This is a genomic window from Citrobacter freundii complex sp. CFNIH4 (genome assembly GCF_002934505.1).
GTDB lineage: Bacteria > Pseudomonadota > Gammaproteobacteria > Enterobacterales > Enterobacteriaceae > Citrobacter > Citrobacter freundii.
In genome coordinates this window covers 2,658,642-2,676,021 of sequence record NZ_CP026231.1, presented here as the reverse complement: position 1 = coordinate 2,676,021, position 17,380 = coordinate 2,658,642, and the positions used below count along the sequence as shown (strand labels likewise).

26 protein-coding genes are annotated in these 17,380 nt (G+C 50.1%); 15 read left to right on the top strand and 11 right to left on the bottom strand.

Going from position 1 to position 17,380, the window contains the following annotated elements:
* Window positions 1-326: 326 nt before the first annotated feature.
* From C2U41_RS13850 to C2U41_RS13820, 8 genes are all read right to left on the bottom strand, one after another.
* A complete protein-coding gene (locus tag C2U41_RS13850; protein ID WP_103848489.1) occupies window positions 327-659 on the bottom strand; it encodes a hypothetical protein in 333 nt (110 codons plus the stop codon).
* A complete protein-coding gene (locus C2U41_RS13845) occupies window positions 652-996 on the bottom strand; it encodes a hypothetical protein (protein WP_103848490.1) in 345 nt (114 codons plus the stop codon). The genes C2U41_RS13850 and C2U41_RS13845 overlap by 8 nt, the downstream gene beginning before the upstream one ends.
* Window positions 993-1,247, bottom strand: coding sequence for a hypothetical protein (locus C2U41_RS13840; protein ID WP_103848491.1), 255 nt, complete (start codon window positions 1,245-1,247; stop codon window positions 993-995). The genes C2U41_RS13845 and C2U41_RS13840 overlap by 4 nt, the downstream gene beginning before the upstream one ends.
* A complete protein-coding gene (locus C2U41_RS29520) occupies window positions 1,244-1,420 on the bottom strand; it encodes a hypothetical protein (RefSeq protein ID WP_181013967.1) in 177 nt (58 codons plus the stop codon). The genes C2U41_RS13840 and C2U41_RS29520 overlap by 4 nt, the downstream gene beginning before the upstream one ends.
* Entirely contained in the window at window positions 1,408-1,947 is a 540-nt protein-coding gene (locus C2U41_RS13835; RefSeq protein ID WP_046669975.1) for a hypothetical protein, read from the bottom strand. Before C2U41_RS13835 ends, C2U41_RS29520 begins: the two co-directional genes overlap by 13 nt.
* Before the next feature lie 128 nt (window positions 1,948-2,075).
* Window positions 2,076-2,903, bottom strand: a complete 828-nt coding sequence (locus tag C2U41_RS13830; RefSeq protein WP_103848492.1) for a YfdQ family protein — start codon at window positions 2,901-2,903, stop codon at window positions 2,076-2,078.
* Between the two features lie 56 nt (window positions 2,904-2,959).
* Window positions 2,960-3,331, bottom strand: coding sequence for a hypothetical protein (locus C2U41_RS13825; RefSeq protein ID WP_001515608.1), 372 nt, complete (start codon window positions 3,329-3,331; stop codon window positions 2,960-2,962).
* Window positions 3,332-3,914: 583 nt separating this feature from the next.
* Window positions 3,915-4,589, bottom strand: a complete 675-nt coding sequence (locus tag C2U41_RS13820; RefSeq protein ID WP_053390032.1) for a LexA family protein — start codon at window positions 4,587-4,589, stop codon at window positions 3,915-3,917.
* Between the two features lie 88 nt (window positions 4,590-4,677).
* Here C2U41_RS13820 and C2U41_RS13815 point away from each other — a divergent pair, with 88 nt between their 5' ends.
* The 9 genes from C2U41_RS13815 to C2U41_RS13775 all read left to right on the top strand — a co-directional run bounded on the left by C2U41_RS13815 (window position 4,678) and on the right by C2U41_RS13775 (window position 10,563).
* Window positions 4,678-4,878, top strand: coding sequence for a YdaS family helix-turn-helix protein (locus tag C2U41_RS13815; RefSeq protein ID WP_053390031.1), 201 nt, complete (start codon window positions 4,678-4,680; stop codon window positions 4,876-4,878).
* A gap of 43 nt (window positions 4,879-4,921) precedes the next feature.
* A complete protein-coding gene (locus tag C2U41_RS13810; RefSeq protein WP_003826142.1) occupies window positions 4,922-5,473 on the top strand; it encodes a YmfL family putative regulatory protein in 552 nt (183 codons plus the stop codon).
* A gap of 172 nt (window positions 5,474-5,645) precedes the next feature.
* Complete coding sequence (locus C2U41_RS13805) at window positions 5,646-5,825, top strand: DUF4222 domain-containing protein (RefSeq protein ID WP_103848493.1); 180 nt, start codon at window positions 5,646-5,648, stop codon at window positions 5,823-5,825.
* Window positions 5,815-6,672: a conserved phage C-terminal domain-containing protein gene (locus C2U41_RS13800; protein ID WP_103848494.1), complete on the top strand. Its 858-nt coding sequence runs from the start codon at window positions 5,815-5,817 to the stop codon at window positions 6,670-6,672. The genes C2U41_RS13805 and C2U41_RS13800 overlap by 11 nt, the downstream gene beginning before the upstream one ends.
* A complete protein-coding gene (locus C2U41_RS13795) occupies window positions 6,669-7,991 on the top strand; it encodes a phage N-6-adenine-methyltransferase (RefSeq protein WP_103848495.1) in 1,323 nt (440 codons plus the stop codon). The genes C2U41_RS13800 and C2U41_RS13795 overlap by 4 nt, the downstream gene beginning before the upstream one ends.
* Before the next feature lie 114 nt (window positions 7,992-8,105).
* Entirely contained in the window at window positions 8,106-8,492 is a 387-nt protein-coding gene (locus C2U41_RS13790) for a RusA family crossover junction endodeoxyribonuclease (RefSeq protein WP_003839221.1), read from the top strand.
* Window positions 8,493-8,505: 13 nt separating this feature from the next.
* Complete coding sequence (locus tag C2U41_RS13785; protein ID WP_001704138.1) at window positions 8,506-9,189, top strand: phage regulatory protein/antirepressor Ant; 684 nt, start codon at window positions 8,506-8,508, stop codon at window positions 9,187-9,189.
* The gene (locus tag C2U41_RS13780; RefSeq protein ID WP_103848496.1) at window positions 9,186-10,181 is read left to right on the top strand and encodes a DUF968 domain-containing protein; all 996 of its coding nucleotides are present in this window, start codon (window positions 9,186-9,188) and stop codon (window positions 10,179-10,181) included. The genes C2U41_RS13785 and C2U41_RS13780 overlap by 4 nt, the downstream gene beginning before the upstream one ends.
* A gap of 16 nt (window positions 10,182-10,197) precedes the next feature.
* Window positions 10,198-10,563, top strand: coding sequence for an antiterminator Q family protein (locus C2U41_RS13775; RefSeq protein WP_103848497.1), 366 nt, complete (start codon window positions 10,198-10,200; stop codon window positions 10,561-10,563).
* 38 nt (window positions 10,564-10,601) lie between these two features.
* On the opposite strand, the gene C2U41_RS13770 is transcribed toward C2U41_RS13775, so the two are convergent.
* From C2U41_RS13770 to C2U41_RS13760, 3 genes are all read right to left on the bottom strand, one after another.
* A complete protein-coding gene (locus C2U41_RS13770) occupies window positions 10,602-11,051 on the bottom strand; it encodes a hypothetical protein (protein WP_103848498.1) in 450 nt (149 codons plus the stop codon).
* An 18-nt stretch (window positions 11,052-11,069) separates the two neighbouring features.
* Window positions 11,070-11,873, bottom strand: coding sequence for a hypothetical protein (locus C2U41_RS13765; protein WP_233901266.1), 804 nt, complete (start codon window positions 11,871-11,873; stop codon window positions 11,070-11,072).
* Window positions 11,874-11,902: 29 nt separating this feature from the next.
* A protein-coding gene (locus C2U41_RS13760) for an IS3-like element ISSen4 family transposase (RefSeq protein WP_085950818.1) occupies window positions 11,903-13,023 on the bottom strand; the annotation gives its coding sequence in 2 pieces (ribosomal slippage) (window positions 11,903-12,765 and window positions 12,765-13,023; 1,122 coding nt in all).
* 795 nt (window positions 13,024-13,818) lie between these two features.
* Between C2U41_RS13760 and C2U41_RS13745 the strand changes: the two genes are divergently transcribed.
* The 6 genes from C2U41_RS13745 to C2U41_RS13720 all read left to right on the top strand — a co-directional run bounded on the left by C2U41_RS13745 (window position 13,819) and on the right by C2U41_RS13720 (window position 17,242).
* Window positions 13,819-14,085, top strand: a complete 267-nt coding sequence (locus tag C2U41_RS13745; protein WP_233901265.1) for a TrmB family transcriptional regulator — start codon at window positions 13,819-13,821, stop codon at window positions 14,083-14,085.
* A gap of 150 nt (window positions 14,086-14,235) precedes the next feature.
* The gene (locus tag C2U41_RS13740) at window positions 14,236-15,288 is read left to right on the top strand and encodes a DNA-methyltransferase (RefSeq protein ID WP_103848678.1); all 1,053 of its coding nucleotides are present in this window, start codon (window positions 14,236-14,238) and stop codon (window positions 15,286-15,288) included.
* Window positions 15,289-15,434: 146 nt separating this feature from the next.
* Window positions 15,435-15,821, top strand: a complete 387-nt coding sequence (locus tag C2U41_RS13735) for a phage holin family protein (protein WP_065944628.1) — start codon at window positions 15,435-15,437, stop codon at window positions 15,819-15,821.
* Window positions 15,808-16,089, top strand: a complete 282-nt coding sequence (locus C2U41_RS13730) for a phage holin family protein (protein WP_075206718.1) — start codon at window positions 15,808-15,810, stop codon at window positions 16,087-16,089. Before C2U41_RS13735 ends, C2U41_RS13730 begins: the two co-directional genes overlap by 14 nt.
* Entirely contained in the window at window positions 16,089-16,706 is a 618-nt protein-coding gene (locus C2U41_RS13725; RefSeq protein ID WP_065944629.1) for a glycoside hydrolase family 19 protein, read from the top strand. Before C2U41_RS13730 ends, C2U41_RS13725 begins: the two co-directional genes overlap by 1 nt.
* Window positions 16,703-17,242 (top strand): DUF2514 domain-containing protein, encoded by a 540-nt coding sequence (locus C2U41_RS13720; protein WP_071681467.1) that lies wholly within the window; start codon window positions 16,703-16,705, stop codon window positions 17,240-17,242. Before C2U41_RS13725 ends, C2U41_RS13720 begins: the two co-directional genes overlap by 4 nt.
* Window positions 17,243-17,380 lie beyond the last annotated feature (138 nt).

The window sequence follows — 17,380 nt, the reverse complement described above, 5'->3', positions numbered from 1 at the left end:
TGCTGGCTGCGGGACGCGATATTTATCAACGATTCGAGCCAGCGAGTTGAAGTTGATAAAAGGAACAGCCTGGTGCCCCTTATAAATATCACCCCATTCCATTGCTGGCCCGCCAGAAACTTCAGCGACGGCATCACGTAGAGCATCAAAAGGCACAGGCTCCGCACCAAACGCTGCAATAGCCCCATCAATCACCTTCACAGCATCAGCCATTGCGTAGCCGAGATTACCGCCGTCGCTTTGTGCGGATGCTTTGCTGAGAATTCCGTGTATCTGGTGCAGGCGCTCGAGTGATACAGGACCGTTCGCCGGGTGGTTGTTAGTTGTCATGCTGCCCACCCCCTACGTTGATGGCCCAGTGCGTAACGCGCTTCTATCGGGTCCTCTTCTTCGTATTCACCATTGACGCTTTTCACCATCGCCACGCAACATTCGTTGCAGCACCGATAGGACATAAGTTCGCCGTCGAATTTCCACGTCGTACTACGATGGTTTTCACCCTTCAAAATTTCGCCAGCGCAAATGTGGCATTTGTATTCACCTCGAGAGGTAACGATTTTGTTCGATAGTTCTGTATCGCATGGCGTACCGAAATCACCTTCGAAAAGATCAAAGTCCAGTGCGTTGTCTAAATCCTGTTTGTTGAGTGGGTTAGTCATTCCAGGCCTCCAGCTCGTTCTGTATTTCCTCGTCGATCTCGTCATTGGTGGCGTTCTTATTGAGTGTGCGCCGGGCTTCTTTCAGATATGACTCACGGCGTTCATCGTACCAGGCTGAGAATTCAGGCGACCAGCCGTACATGTACCCGAAAAAAGCAACCCTGGCATTGTCCTCAGCTGTGCGCTCTACCATGCAATCAGCTGTAGTCAGTGCAGCCTCACGGATGTAACCGCGCAAGTCACGCTTGCGCCAATACGGGCTATGTTTCGAGTCGCAGCGGTCTTTAAATTCGACGGTCCAGCGACGGATGCAACGTGCGTTCAGTGATTTACTCATTGTGCAGCTCCCTGTCTGGCTCTATTTAATAGCTGGTTAAACATCATGGTTAGTCTGTTACTGCAACCGAACGGCATATCGTTAACACGGTATGTTGGTATGCCCTTGCGAACACCAGACTTCACGATCCGGCCTGTGCCATAGAGTTGCGATAATGCTCCGGCGACCGCGGGTGTCTTTTTGTTCATACCTTTGGCGATTTCACCGCTGGTGGTATTCGGATGAGCCTGGAGATATTCAAATACGGTCATGGCGTTTTACCTTTGCGTTCCTGTTCCAGTTGCATCAGAGACTCTTTTAATGCTGCGAACGTAGCGTCCAGTCTGGTGGCGACTTCACGCATAAGCAGTGCATGTTTTGGTGTTAATTCATCAACGGAGGCAAAAGCCTCCGCTACGAGCTCTTTTACCTTCATGCGGCGCATTGGCGCAGCTCCACCAGTTCGTTAAAGCGGTTCATGAAAAGACCATAGGCTTGACCAGGACGGAGAGGGATAACCTGAACGAGATCAGAACAGGGAATACCTTCGAGAATTTCCCACTTCGAACCGTCATCGATTTCCAGATCACGGCGCTCGGTAGCTAACATGGTTAGATCGGCATATTTCACGACAGCAGCTTGTTCAAGAGAGATACCGAATTTAAAGCGGATAAGACCATCAATATAAGTTTCCATGCGCTGGTAGTCAGGCAGCAAGGCTTTGAGCGGGGCTGGAATATCCTGGCAATATGCCTCCGCAGCGTCGTGCATCAGCGCTTCAAAGGCGAACTCTGGCGGCACAATCTGGCTTACAAGCACAGAGTGCTGGGCCACGCTGTAGAACTCTGGGAGATGCCCAGCGAATCGACAGATGTTGGAAAGAGCCGTCGCGATATCCTCAACATCGATATCGTCGATTGTGGCGGTCAGGTAGTTAAATTTTTTACCGGATAATGTCTGAATGTAGCTCATGTCTTTCTCCATATTGGCGCGCTGCACCGCGCAGATTTTGGTTGCACGAATCCCTCGCCGGGTGGCGATAATTAATGGAATTACGCTTCAATAAATCCCCGCGGCGCCGGGGATTTAATGCAGAGCAATTAGGCTTTAAAATTACCGATGAAAGTTTCCACTGATTCACCTTCGAACTTGCTGATCAGCAAATCGCGGAATTCGTTGGCGATCGCTTCTTCCTGGGCTTCAAGTTGGACAATGCGCAGAACAAAGCAGGGTTCATCGCTGGTCAGCAGACTGTTACGCAAGCTAAAGCGGCGTTCGCCCAGGCCTTCATACGGCATACATTTGAACTCGAACGCCACAGGCATTACGTCTTTGCTGCTAGCTTCAACGCTTTGCATCAGGGATTTTTTACCAGCGAAATCTCCAGTTTCATGGTCCTGCTGGGTTGCTTGTTGAATAGTGATACGACGTACAGCCTGAGCCGCCTGGGAAATCTGCATCGTATTGCCATCAGCATCAAACGCCAGAAGGTAATCGCTCCAGTCTTCAAGCCATTCGGCGATTTGCTTTTGCTTCAGACGTTGACCGTCGATCTGCAGTAACGCGCGGAACGGGGCTGTTTTCTTCAGGGTGATTGAAGCCACGTTATCGGCGTGACCGGGATTATCCAGGGTGCCGATGTTGAACACTGAACGGGCGGTCATGTTGTCAGCGTCAATGAAGCAACGAGCTGGCTCACTGTCGCTGGCGTAACCTTTAGAATAACGTGTGAAGTCGTCAATACTGGTTGTGGTCATTGCGCCACGAAAGCGGAAACGCTCCAGAGAAAAGCGCTCGAGGCTTTCAACGCCAGTACCCTCTGGCAGTAATGCGGTCGGGCAAGCCAGGCCATGAATATCATTCAGGTGATAACCGGAAAGAACCAGGTCTTTGACCTGCTTGAAGGTACCGCTGTCTAACTGAGACATAAAAATTCCTTATTAACTGATGATCAAAGTGGTATCAGTGAGTTTGTTGTTGCGGATCACTGAGCCGCTTTAAGCTTTCCATCCACCGCGCCAGTGATCCCGAACAGCTGACCCTGATCTTCCTGCAGGATGGTGAGCTTCCCGCCTTTGTTGACCCACATCGGGGTTTCGGTTGTGTCCTCCTCGGAGGCTTTACCACGCGGTGTCGGGGTGCTGTAGTTCAGCTTGTGCTTGATCTTGACGCGCTTCTCTTCAACGGAATTACCCATGCGCTCAAAATCAAATGTGAGGACTACTTTGCCTTTGTTGCCGTTATTCAGAACGCCAAGCGCGGTGGTATTAAGTGCTGCCGCGATTTTGTTCATGAACACGCCGGCATCCAGTTCGCCAAGAAAATCTGGCACTACGGTCATGCGGTCATTACTCATGGTTTTACCCTCGTTAAGGCGGCTGCAACCGCCGAACTTTCTCCATACACAATAGAAAGAGCACTCCGATCTTCTACCAACGCCCCGTCATAGCTTTTCGGCGCATCCACTTGGCGCTTGGGTTTCAGCCTCGTGTGGCGGGAATGCTCTTACTTGTTGTGCCCTGAAAAAGGCTGGCGGTTACCGGACAAGTGGGAAAACACCGGGCCGCCAGAACAGGGAGTTACTTGTTATTGCTTTGGCCTGCTTTTAACCACATCAGGCGCGGTGGTAGGTATCTTCTGGCGGGGTGCTAAGGGGGTGATTAGCCCTTGCCCTTAACACTCCTGCTGGTTTTGGTATTCCTGGCTTGGGTATCGCCACCAGCTATAGGAATTTGACTACGAGTTGCGGTTAATCAGACCGCGTCTCTGTTACCCCTCCCGAAGACACCTGTCAGCGAATCATCCGGTTATTCATATGCCACCGGCGGCTACTTCGTGGGCGTCATGCCTGTTCGCTGTTTCGTATAGGTACATTATGTACCTTGAGGGTACATTGTCAAGGATAAAAAAACCTGCCGAAGCAGGTTTGTGATGATGGGTTAAGGCTTATGCCTGTGCCGTCGTGGTTTTCCTGAGAAAACAACGGTGCCAATAATCGAGCAATTACCATTGATCCTAATATATGGCTCTGGCCAGTTGGCGTTTAAAGCTTTAAGAAACTTTTCGCCACTATCTTCTATTAATCGTTTAAACGTCGTTTCGCCAGAATCATGCATTAAAGCAATAACATCATCGCCATGAGAAGCTGCAACCTCTGGATCTACAAAAATCATATCGCCAGGACGATACTCATCGATCATTGAATCACCAATGACGCGTAAGATATAAGTCATTGGCCCGCACGGAACGGGACAAGGATATGTTTCTACACTACTCAAATCTACCTCTGCATAACCAGCATCCGTCCATGCTCCGGCTTGCACCCAGGATATAACCGGGACCATCGTAATTGATCTATTAACGTCTGAAACGTCGGGTGATTTAGCAATGTTGGTAGTTTGATGTTCGGTATCTAGCCAACCTTGAGGCAAGTCAAAACATTTTTCGATATGCCTTGCCATAGCGTCACCAATACCTTTGGTGGCACCTTCACCCATAAACCGGCTGGTTTGTGTAGGTTCACGATCGATCATGTTAGCGAAGTAGCTATTACCCCCAACACCATCTCTCAATTTTCGGGCGTTTAATCGCCTGATTTCCTGGATAGTTTTCATCAGCAAATTAAACAATGTGTACCTCTATGGTACAAGTACCTTGTGGGTTCATTTCTTTCGTGTAATATGTACACAGGAGGTACATATTATGAAAGAGTATTGGGACTCTTTAACTAAAGAGCAGCAAGGCGAATTAGCTGGAAGCGTAGGTTCCACGCCTGGCTACCTGCGTTTAGTTTTCAATGGCTACAAAAAGGCAGGTTTTTCCTTGGCTAAAAAGCTGGAGGAAACAACTGCTGGGATTATCAGCAAATCTGATCTTCGTCCTGACATTTACCCTAAACAGTAGCAGACGAGCTGATTTTTATAACCACAGAATTAAGGGGTTAACCGTGGGTAACGAACCTATTTGGAAAGTCGAACGTCAGCCAGCCTGGCTGGTGGCGGCGATAAAAAAAACGATCACCGATCTACCTGGTGGTTATGCCGAGGCGGCGGAATGGTTGGGCGTGACAGAGAACGCATTGTTTAACCGCCTTCGTGTTGACGGCGATCAGATCTTCCCGCTGGGCTGGGCAATGGTTTTACAACGTGCTGGTGGTTCAACTCATATCGCTGATGCCGTTGCGCGCCATTCTCAGGGCGTATTTGTACCGCTGGCAGATGTTGATGATCTGGATAACGCCGATATCAACCAGCGTCTGATGGAGTCCATTGAGTGGATAGGCCGTCATTCTAATTTTGTACGTAAAGCCACGGCTGATGGGGTAATTGACGCAGATGAGCGTGCTCAGATTGAGGAAAACAGCTATCAGGTTATCGCGAAGTTCCAGGAGCACGTAACGCTTCTTTATCGAGTTTTTTGTGTCGCTGAAAAGAGTGACGCCCGCGAGTGTGCAGCTCCGGGCGCCTTGGCGAACAACTCTTCGAGTATGGAGAAATAATCCGCATGAACAGTTTAACGGCTTTTAACCGTCTACCGCAACTCAGGATGATCCCGGTGCCGGGTCTTCCGCTGTTTCGGTATGAATGCAAAGTATCAAATCACTGGGTGTCATGTAACCACAGCCAGGCTGCCGTAATTGTGGGGGTCTACTATCGGAGGGCAAAACGCCTGTGCGCGAACTTAACCGAAGGTTCAAAGATCACCGTGGAGTGCCAGTCCGTGTTATCCGCTGGGAGCCAGAAACACAGCGTGTTATCTACCTGCGCGATGGCTACCCACACGAATGTTTCAGGCCGCTTGAGCAGTTCAGGCAAAAGTTCAGGGAGATAACGGACGATCATGAGCACTAAATTAACCGGCTACGTATGGGATGGTTGCGCGGCGTCGGGCATGAAGTTGTCTAGTGTCGCGATCATGGCTCGCCTTGCTGATTTCAGCAGCGATGAGGGGGTGTGCTGGCCGTCCATTGAAACTATCGCTCGCCAGCTTGGCGCAGGGCCGAGCACTATCAGAACGGCAATCGCTAAGCTTGAAAAAGATGGCTGGCTCACGCGTACACAGCGCCGTAATGGTAACCGTAATGCTTCGAACGTTTACCGCCTGAATGTGGCGAAACTTCAGGCTGCCGCATTTTCTCAACTGTCAGATTCTGACACGTCAAAATCTGACGCATCAAAATTTGACGTCTCAAAAACTGACCCGTCGAAATCTGGCAAAAACGGCGGTTTTGACCCGTCAGAATCTGGCGGGGATCCGTCAGTAAAATCAAAACAAGATCCACAAGTAACTTCAAAACCCTCTTGTCCGGTTGCGGCGCAACCAGACCCTGAAGTCGTGATTACTGATCAGGCAATTTTGGTTCTGACCCATTTGAACCAGATCAGCGGATCCCGGTATCAGAAATCAAAAACATCCCTGGAGAACATCCGTGCCCGACTGCGTGAGGGATACAGCGTTGCAGACCTGCAACTTGTTATCGACCTGAAGCATGAGCACTGGCACGAGAACGACGAGCAGTACCAGTACATGCGCCCGGAAACGCTGTTCGGCCCGAAGAAATTCGAGAGCTATCTGCAAAGCGCTACCCGCTGGGAGCAGAAGGGACGGCCTAAACGGGCTGACTGGGGCGCGAAAAAGCGCGATGTGATGGCTTTTGGTCCGGTTGAAACAACGATTCCAGAGGGGTTCAGAGGATGACGTTAAACAAATATTGCCAGGCGCTGGTGGCACTACGTAGCCAACCAGCCCACGAATTGAGAGAAGTTGGCGATCAGTGGCGGACACCGGATCTGCTTTTCTGGGGTATCAACGCGCTATTTGGGCCATTAGTTCTGGACTTGTTTGCTGACGACGACAACGCGAAGTGCCCGGCATGGTACACCGCCGAAGATAATGCGCTGACGCAGGACTGGTCTGAACGTCTTACAGAACTGGGTGGCGCTGGTTATGGCAACCCACCGTATAGCCGTTCGCAGTATCACGAGAAACAGGCGATCACCGGCATGACGCACATCATGAACTACGCAGCAGCCCAGCGCGAAAAGGGCGGTCGCTATGTATTCCTGATAAAAGCTGCGCCGAGCGAAACGTGGTGGCCGGAAGATGCCGATCACATTGTATTCATCCGCGGGCGCATTGGGTTCGATCTGCCAGTGTGGTTTGTACCTGCTGACGAAAAACAAAAACCCACCAGCGCGTTTTTTGCCGGTGCCATAGCTGTATTCGATAAGTCATGGCGTGGCGAGCGTTTCAGCTATATCAACCGTACAGAACTGGAGGCAAAAGGGCGTGCGTTTATGGCTTTGGCACAATTTGCCACCAGCAAACCTCAACCAGCAACGGCCACACCAACAGTAGCTGGTAAGCCAGAAACAGAGTTGCCACTCACCCAGAAAGATATTTTTGATATCAGCGGTGTCGAAGCGTGGGCATGTGTTAGAGCTGCGTTCGGCGATAAAGAAGAATACACATTCAGTGAATCGAAGTTTGGGCATACCTGGGCGGCGGATTCTGTCGAAGCACCGGAATTCACTCAGGTATCACCATTAACGATCGACAAAGCGAAGCTGCTTGTTCGTGAGAGTATTTTGTTCGGTGTGGATGAGTGGTTGTTGTCGATAAAATGCGATGACGCTGCTGCGCGCCTGGATATGTCGGAACGTATTCGCACTGTTGCCCTTGAAGCATCTGGTGAATATGGCATGAACAGTACTGATTTCATTGCAGCTATGGGAAGCCTGGATGTTTCCAGTTGGTCCAATATTCGCCAGATCCGCATGCACATCCGTGATAAAGCTAAACCAGTAGCGGATCCGCTTCCCGAGTCCCGTATCTGGCCGCTGGAGGTTGGAATTGTATTCGACCAGGTAGACGGCGCTGACATGCTGGATGAATCACAGCAGAACAAGCTGAAAGCCAATATCAATCAACTATGGCTGGAACGAACGGCCACCAGCGAAATCATCACAATTGCGCAAGGTCTTGTCGACAGCATGCGGGGGGTAACTCATGCGTGAAACAGTCTTTTATCTCCATGCTGGCATAGCGCCTATTTCGGATGTTGTTCAACGTGTTCGTCACTATAGCGGGAAAGTTGAGGTATGTTTCAGGAATTATGACGGAGGCTTTTAATGAGGCTCATACTCCCATTTCCACCCAGCGTGAACACCTACTGGCGCGCCCCTAACAAGGGGCCGCTGGCCGGTCGTCACCTCATTAGCGCTGATGGCCGTAAATACCAGAGCGCTGCCTGCGTGGCAATCATTGAGCAATTACGACGCCTCCCGAAGCCGTCGACTGAACTTGCAGCGGTAGAAATCACGCTGTACCCGCCGGATGCGCGCCGCCGGGACATCGATAATTACAACAAAGCTCTGTTTGACGCACTGACGCATGCGGGTGTCTGGGAAGACGACAGCCAGATTAAGCGCATGCTGGTGGAATGGGGACCCGTTGTGCCGAAAGGTCGGGTAGAGATAACGATCAGCAGATATGAACCGGCGGGTGCAGCCGCCTGATATGGAGAAAAGTATGAGCCAGTTAGCAACAACAGCATTAACCATGTCCAGCAGTGATATTGCTGAGCTGGTGGAATCACGACATGACCATGTTAAACGGTCCATTGAACGCCTGGCAGAGCGCGGTGTTATTGAACTCCCCCCAATGGGGGAAGTTAAAAATCACCTCAATCAGTCGGTATCGGTTTATCTGATAGGGAAGCGGGACAGTTATATCGTTGTCGCGCAGCTGTCGCCGGAGTTTACCGCGCGTCTGGTTGATCGCTGGCAGGAGCTTGAGCAGGCACAGCAGCAGACGATTCCTCAATCATTCTCTGAAGCCCTACGTCTTGCAGCTGACCTTGCAGAACAAAAACAGCAGTTGACTAACGAACTGGCTGCCGCGGCGCCGAAGGTAGCGTTTGTTGATCGGTACTGTACAGCCAGTGGGTCAATGTCATTCCGCCAGGTAGCAAAACTGCTTAAGGCCAAAGAGCCAGATCTGCGGTTATTCCTCCTTGAGAACGACATCATGTATCGCCTTGGCGGAACGATGACCCCACGGCATCAGCATATTGATGCGGGCCGTTTTGAAGTGAAAACCGGCACATCCGTAACCTCAAATCATGCATTCAGCCAGGCTCGTTTCACGGCGAAAGGCGTGCGCTGGATTGGTGGACTGTGGGCAGAACACATTGCCAGGGGGCAGGTCGCGTGAGAGCTCTGCTTACCCCCGAGATCGCCCATCGTATGGGGATTGTGCTGTTCCGTCCCGGTGCGGAACTGATGCACCTCTTCATGCGTGGTCGCGTTCTGCTCGAGCCTGAACCAGAAGAAATGGCGTCATTCAGTACCGGGGCTGTTCCGGCAGCCATTCAGCCGCTGGCTGATGATCCGGTAATGCGCCAGGTCTTCGGGAATGAGAGGGTTATTCAGCGTGCCGGTGGGCTTCCTTCCCTTGAGCAATGGCTGAGTAATCGGTTTGAATGCCAGTGGTCACATTCAACGTGGCACGACAAGAACTTCACAACAATGCGGCACCCACCAGGATGCATTCGCCTGTGCTGGCATTGCGATCACACTTTGTCGGGGCAGCATACCGAACAGCTTGCAGGTATAGCGGCCGGAAACCTGGTATCCTGGATTCTGGAAGTCATTCGGCGTGATTCTGGTTTTCCCGAGTCGCATATCCTGACGCTTCCGGAACTGTGCTGGTGGATGGTCAGAAACGACCTGGCTGATGTTATTCCGGAAAGCGTTGCGCACAAAGGGCTGCGCCTTCCGGATGAGAAGATCCGTTCTGTCATGAGGGAAAGCGACATAGTGCCTTCCTCGTCAGCAACCAGACTCGTGCAGGAGAAGGCGAAGAAGATCCTCACGCTCTCTGTTGATCCAGAGTCGCCAGAGTCTTTTATGCTCAGGCCAAAACGTCGCCGCTGGATAAATGAGACGTACACCCGCTGGGTTAAAACACAACCCTGTGAGTGTTGCCGACGGCCAGCAGATGATCCGCACCATATCGTAGGGCACGGTATGGGGGGGACAGCAACAAAAGCCCATGACCTCTTCGTGATCCCTCTGTGCAGAGAGTGCCACGACGAGTTACACGCCGATGTACCGGCATTCGAGCAGAAGCATGGTACGCAGCTTGAGTTGCTACTGCGTTTTATTGATCGGGCGCTGGCGATCGGCGTAATTGCGAAAGCTTAAGTGTATGGAGAAAAAAATGCGTGATATTCAAATGCTGCTTGAAAGATGGGGAGGGTGGGCTGCCAGTGACAGTTCTGGCGTGGACTATTCTCCTATTGCTGCAGGATTTAAGGGACTGTTGCCGCAAACAGGTAGAGCCAGACCGTCATGTACTGACGATGATGCTCTGATCATTGAAGGTTGCTTGGCGCGGTTGAAAAGCCGGAAACCATATGAGCATTCACTGCTTGTAGCTCACTATCTGTATGGAATATCCAAGAGGAAGATCGCAAAAGTGCGTAAAAAAGATGAGAAATTGATACGGATCGAGATACAGATGGCAGAGGGGTTTATTGATGGCTGCCTTTCAATGTTGGATGTAAGGCTTGATATGGATGAATAACTAATTGTTAACATTATGCCCCGTGTAGGGGCCTAATGTTACAAGTGAGGGAAAATTCTACGCAGCACTAACCAACACCTACCAAATGTACAAAGTGAAAGGAGCAGCGAAGACAATCCTAACAGGAGAAATAAAAAATCAATTGGTTGAGCAAAGACTTTAACATCCTCTGGTAAGAACATAGCGATCAGTGGAAACAAGCAGGCCACAATCAGCGTCAACCCTGTTGATAGCAAGCGATTTATCAATGTTGGTAATATGTTATTCCTTTTGAGGGCGTTAATGGCCCCATCTTTGTCACTATCTGCGCTACTGAATATAGATATAGCGGCGAGAACAAACCCAAAAAGAATTCCTGAAATTGTCGAAAGCACACCTGCTGTAGTTAACACATCAGCATGTTTCATAGGCTTAAACAGTTTTGTCGCTGCATAAGTAATCAGAACTAAGAGGACCACTTTCCAAAAAAGAGTTAGAAATTCTCTCATTTTGTCCTCCCTTTTGCGTTACTGGTTTTTTTTTGCAAGCTCATACTGTGCAAGGTAATTTGCATTATCAATTTTAGCAGATATCATCGCCGTCCTGATATCAGAATCAGAAGGATAGCCGCTTTTTACTACTATAGTTTTCGAGCCTATGAGCACTTGATCAAGTAGGCTTTTTGGCGCTGTATCTGATGGTTCTGTTACATCAATTTTCTTGATTTTTAGCCCGCCAGAGCCTTTGGGGAATAGTTCAAGCAGTTCTTTAATAGCATCAGTAACTGATGATTTAAGATAGTTGAAACCTGCTCTTTTGGGACGAATGCGACCGCGCATGTTGAGTCTCAGATGTGAGCCGCCCATACCAACCACCATATCAATGATGTCATTAGTAAGGTCATTCTTAATCTGATAATTAGCTTTATTGAAATTTCTTGGCGCTGCGACAGTGAGGTCAAAACTGCGAAGGATGTTCCCATCTTCAAGAAGTTCCTTCATGCTCTCGTGCTTCCAGATAGCCTCGAATGTAACATTTTTCATTTGTGTCTTGTTGTACAAAATGAAAGATAAATCATTCACTTTGGGGCCTAAATGGTTGAGAGTCATTGCTAGTAAATCTGTTTCAAAGTAGTAAATAAAATATGTCCGTTCTACTACTGAATCTTTATCGCTAAGCGGTATCGTTCGCTCGCTTCCTGTGGTGCCATCCTCGATAAAAGGTAAGAGACAATCACGCCTCCACGAGACATACCCAAAATAACTCTGCTGCTTATCATCCTTTTCAAGAATGACAAGTTTTAAACCACGGTTTTGGGTTTCTGCTGTCACTGACCTGCCCCCACGATTAGATACAACACTCAGTTAGTAACGTCGGAATCTTCATTCTCAGAATGACCCTTTCTCCAGCCCGCTGCAAATTCAGACGGTGTCTGATAATTCAGCGTGGAGTGCGGGCGGCATTCGTTATAATCCTGCCGCCAGTCATTAATAATTTTCCTGGCATGAACGATATCGCTGAACCAGTGCTCATTCAAACATTCATCGCGAAATCGTCCGTTAAAGCTCTCAATAAATCCGTTCTGCGTTGGCTTGCCCGGCTGGATTAAGCGCAACTCAACACCATGCTCAAAGGCCCATTGATCCAGTGCACGGCAAGTGAACTCCGGCCCCTGGTCAGTTCTTATCGTCGCCGGATAGCCTCGAAACAGTGCAATGCTGTCCAGAATACGCGTGACCTGAACGCCTGAAATCCCAAAGGCAACAGTGACCGTCAGGCATTCCTTTGTGAAATCATCGACGCAGGTAAGACACTTGATCCTGCGACCGGTGGAAAGTGCGTCCATGACGAAATCCATCGACCAGGTCAGATTGGGCGCCGCCGGACGGAGCAGCGGCAGACGTTCTGTTGCCAGCCCTTTACGACGTCTTCTGCGTTTTACGCCCAGGCCACTGAGGTGATAAAGCCGGTACACGCGCTTATGATTAACATGAAGCCCTTCACGGCGCAGCAACTGCCAAATACGACGGTAGCCAAAACGCCTGCGCTCCAGTGCCAGCTCAGTGATGCGCCCTGATAAATGCGCATCAGCAGCCGGACGGTGAGCCTCATAGCGGCAGGTCGACAGGGATAAACCTGTAAGCCTGCAGGCACGACGTTGCGACAGACCGGTCGCATCACACATCAACATCACGGCTTCCCGCTTCTGGTCTGTCGTCAGTACTTTCGCCCAAGAGCCACCTGAAGCGCCTCTTTATCCAGCATGGCTTCGGCAAGCAGCTTCTTGAGTCTGGTGTTCTCTTCCTCAAGCGACTTCAGGCGCTTAACTTCAGGCACCTCCATACCGCCATACTTCTTACGCCAGGTGTAAAACGTGGCATCGGAAATGGCATGCTTGCGGCAGAGTTCACGGGCGGGTACCCCAGCTTCGGCTTCGCGGAGAATACTGATGATCTGTTCGTCGGAAAAACGCTTCTTCATGGGGATGTCCTCATGTGGCTTATGAAGACATTACTAACATCGGGGTGTACTAATCAACGGGGAGCAGGTCATCACCACTAAAGGGAATGTAATCGGAGTCGTGTTTGTCATTTGCTCGAATGCAAGTTTTGCTGTAGACAGACCGTCTTTTTTACTTCCATTTCCAGTGAAAAAGCCAACTCTTACGCGACGAGTTTTCTTCTTATCTTCTGTAGTCATTATCAATCCGATGAGAATTTCTGATAAACGGATGAAAAATACTATAAATAATTGAGAAGATCATTAGCGCGGTCCGCAAAAAGTGATGTAACGTGTTAAGAGTGGTTACTTGGTCACATTGCTTAATCATCAAATTCAGCTTCTGAGTTTTGTTTTAACGATGCTGGATTGTGCGACTTATCTCTCTGAAACTTATCTTTTTTTCCTTGACTATGAATTTTCTATCTAAGGAGGTTCTATGTTGGGAGTGTGTTCTTGTGGTGGTAGGCTTGATGAGTCGCAGTATTCCACCGATAGCCTAGGTAATACGTTTAAATCTTGTCCAAGATGTTCGCAGATTTCCGGGCATCACGTTTTCTATCTTATTGAGGAGTTTGGCGAGAGGGATATGGGGGATGGTAGAGTTATAGTGCAACCATATTGCCCATCGTGCAGAAACTACCAAGAAAGATCATTAGTTCCTGCGTTTGAATGCAGTGGTTCATAATCACAACATTCAATATAAGACCACCTTCGGGTGGTTTTTTTATGACAAATCAGACATGCGCTGCGCATAAAGGCGCTGGTGGTCGCAGAATGGAATTCTTCTCTTGCTGGTGCAGCCAACCAGAGTTATCTGTATGTCACTCTATTTATTTAAGGGTAAAAGGCATGCTAAATCAGCAAGATATGACAGAAACCGCGAAGGCTGTTTTCAATGAGTTAAGCGATAAACCAGCAACGGCTGGGGAGATTGCACAGAATACCCACCTCAGCCGCGAACGTTGCCAGCTCATACTTACGCAACTGGTGATGGCGGGGTTATCTGATTACCAGTTCGGATGTTATAAACGTCTCCAGTAATGGGGGCTTTCTGCTGTGGAAATGGGCGGCTGGTGGGTGTTAGCGCACCCGGCCAGCCATCAGCTCATGCTTTCAGGTCACAAGCTAACCAAGGCCCACTGCTTTAGCGCAAAAGCAACGTGAGCCTATCAGAGTTACGCTTACTGATCTATGAAAAATACTGTAAAAATAAACAGTGTTGAGTTAATCAACGCTGATAGCCTGCATTACGTCGCCACCCTCCCGGATAACTCTATTGATCTGATAGTTACGGATCCGCCGTACTTCAAAGTGAAGCCCAACGGCTGGGACAACCAATGGAAGGGGGACGAGGACTACTTACGCTGGCTTGATAGCTGTCTGGCTGAGTATGCTCGCGTTCTTAAACCTGCTGGCAGCATTTACCTGTTTTGCGGTCACCGACTGGCCTCAGATATAGAGATTATGATGCGTGCCCGATTCAACGTTTTGAATCACATCATTTGGGCAAAACCATCGGGCCGCTGGAATGGATGTAATAAAGAAAGCCTGCGTGCGTACTTTCCATCTACGGAACGGATTTTGTTTGCTGAGCACTATCTTGGGCCGTACTCTGGTAAAGAGGATGTTTACGAAAGGAAAAGCACAGAGCTAAAGCAGCACATTATGACGCCGCTGATTGACTACTTCCGTAATGCCCGTGAATCACTGGGTGTTAGCTCGAAAGAAATAGCTGAGGCAACCGGAAAGAAAAACATGGCGTCACACTGGTTTGGTGCAAGCCAATGGCAACTACCAAATGAAGTGGACTATCGAAAATTGCAGGAACTGTTCACGCGGATCGCTATCGATAAGCACATTCAGCAGAAGCTTGAACATCCTCACCACCAGCTGGTGGCTACCTATCAGTCATTAAACCGCAAGTATTCAGAATTGCTGGAGGAATACAAAACCCTCCGGCGCTGCTTCTCTGTTTCCGCTCTTGTTCCGTATACCGACGTATGGACGCATAAGCCTGTTCAGTTTTATCCGGGCAAACATCCATGCGAAAAACCTGCCGACATGCTGAAGCAGATCATTAGCGCCAGCAGCAGACCAGGGGATATCGTTGCCGATTTCTTTATGGGCTCTGGTTCAACTGTGAAAGCTGCAATAGAACTTGGTCGTCGGGCGATCGGGGTAGAACTGGAAGCTGACAGATTTATTCAGACCACCGAAGAGGTGGAAAAACTGAACAAAACATAACGATCATCACACCCCTGTGGATGTGGCGATTACCATTTTCAGGCACCGGGAATCATCCTTACTTTTATTTGAACAAAAGAGCCCGGTTGCCTGATTCCACATCCCCTCATTTCTGAGAGGAATCACAGCAATTAAGAGGGGGCTAAATGTCCGATCCGATTTCCGGTACTGGGCTGGCTGGTGGTGTCCTGACGGGGGCCAGCGTCTATGGATTTCTGTCCGGAACCGATTACGGCGTGGTGTTTGGCGCGTTTGCCGGAGCTGTATTTTACATTGCAACCACAGCGGACCTGAGTGCAGCGCGCCGACTGGCATATTTTCTGGTTTCGTATATCGCGGGGATCCTTTGTTCCGGGCTGGTGGGTTCAAAGCTGGCTCAGGCTACCGGCTACAGTGATAAACCACTGGATGCCATTGGCGCCGTAATCGTTTCTGCTTTAGCCGTCAAAATCCTGACGTTCCTGAATAATCAGGATGTCGGCTCGCTGGTGGCGCTGATAACGCGCCGGGGAGGTTCAGGTGGTACAAAATGACCCATCGGCAACTTTTAATGCATTGCTTTGTGCTGGGGTAGTGTTAACCCTGATGTTTTACCGTCGCGGCGACTCGCGACATCGACCGTGGATATCTCGTTTAGCGTGGCTGCTTACGGTTATCTACAGCGCCGTTCCGCTGGCGTATCTGTGCGGTATTTACCCGTACTCATCATGGGCCACTATCGGGGCCAACATTATTTTCCTGTCCGTGCTGGTCGCCGTAAGAGGCAACGTGGCACGTCTGGTTGATCATCTGAGGCACTAATGAACCAATCACAATTTCAGCAGGCGGCTGGTATCAGCGCCGGGCTTTCTGCGCGCTGGTTTCCGCACATTGATGCGGCAATGAAAGAGTTTGGCATTACAGCTACGAACGATCTGGCTATGTTCATCGCCCAGGTTGGGCATGAGTCTGCGGGTTTTACCTCGCTGGTGGAAAGCTTCAACTACTCGGTAGAGGGGCTGAAGAAAACCTTTGGTAAACGCCTTACTCCTTATCAGTGTGAAATGCTGGGTCGTGTCGATGGTAAGCAGGTGGCCCACCAGCCGCAAATAGCCAATCTGGTGTACGGTGACCGCATGGGGAATAACAGCCAGGGTGATGGCTGGAAATATCGCGGTCGTGGCCTGCTTCAAATCACTGGCCGCGAGAACTACGTTAAATGCGGTGCGGCGTTGAAGCTCGATCTGATCAGCACACCAGAGTTGCTGACACAGGAGAAGCATGCAGCCCGTTCTGCTGCCTGGTATTTCACGTTACGTGGTTGCCTGATGTATTCAGGTGATGTTGTACGTGTCACGCAGATCATTAACGGTGGCCAGAATGGACTGGCTGACAGAAATAGTCGTTATAACAAAGCGCGGGCGGCGTTGCTGGTATGACAGCGATCTTTGCTTTAGTTAAGGCCCGGTGGAAAACAATCATTGTATTGTTGCTGATGGCTGGTGCGTTTCTTGCCGGGAATGTCTGGAGTGAGCGGGGCTGGCAAAAGAAGTGGGCTGACCGCAATAGCGTGGAATCTTCACAGGAAGCGAACGCGCAGACTGCCGCCCGCTGGATTGAACAAGGGCGCATAATTGCCCGTGATGAGGCTGTAAAAGATGCACAAGCACAAGCTGCTAAATCTGCTGCCACTGCTGCTGGCCTGTCTGCCACTGTTAGCCAGTTGCGCACAGAAGCAACAAAGCTTGCCGCCCGTCTGGACGCCGCAAAGCACACCGCAGATCTTACCGCTGCCGTCAGAAGCAAAACAGCCGGAGCCGACGCCGCAGTGCTCGCCGACATGCTCGGAGATATTGCAGCAGAAGCTAAGCGATATGCTGGAATCGCTGACGAACGCTACACCGCCGGGATGACGTGTGAACGTATTTACGATTCGGTGAGAGAGTCAAACAACAACCCCATAGCCTCGCAATAGCGGGGCTGTTTTATGATCGCTGCCCATCATGAAAATGATAACTATTACCATTTTGGCGGGTCCTCCTGGCGGGGCGGCCTGCCACGGGGCGGCGTGCTCGCGGGAATCGGCTAGTTTTTGCGATCTATGGTCATCATC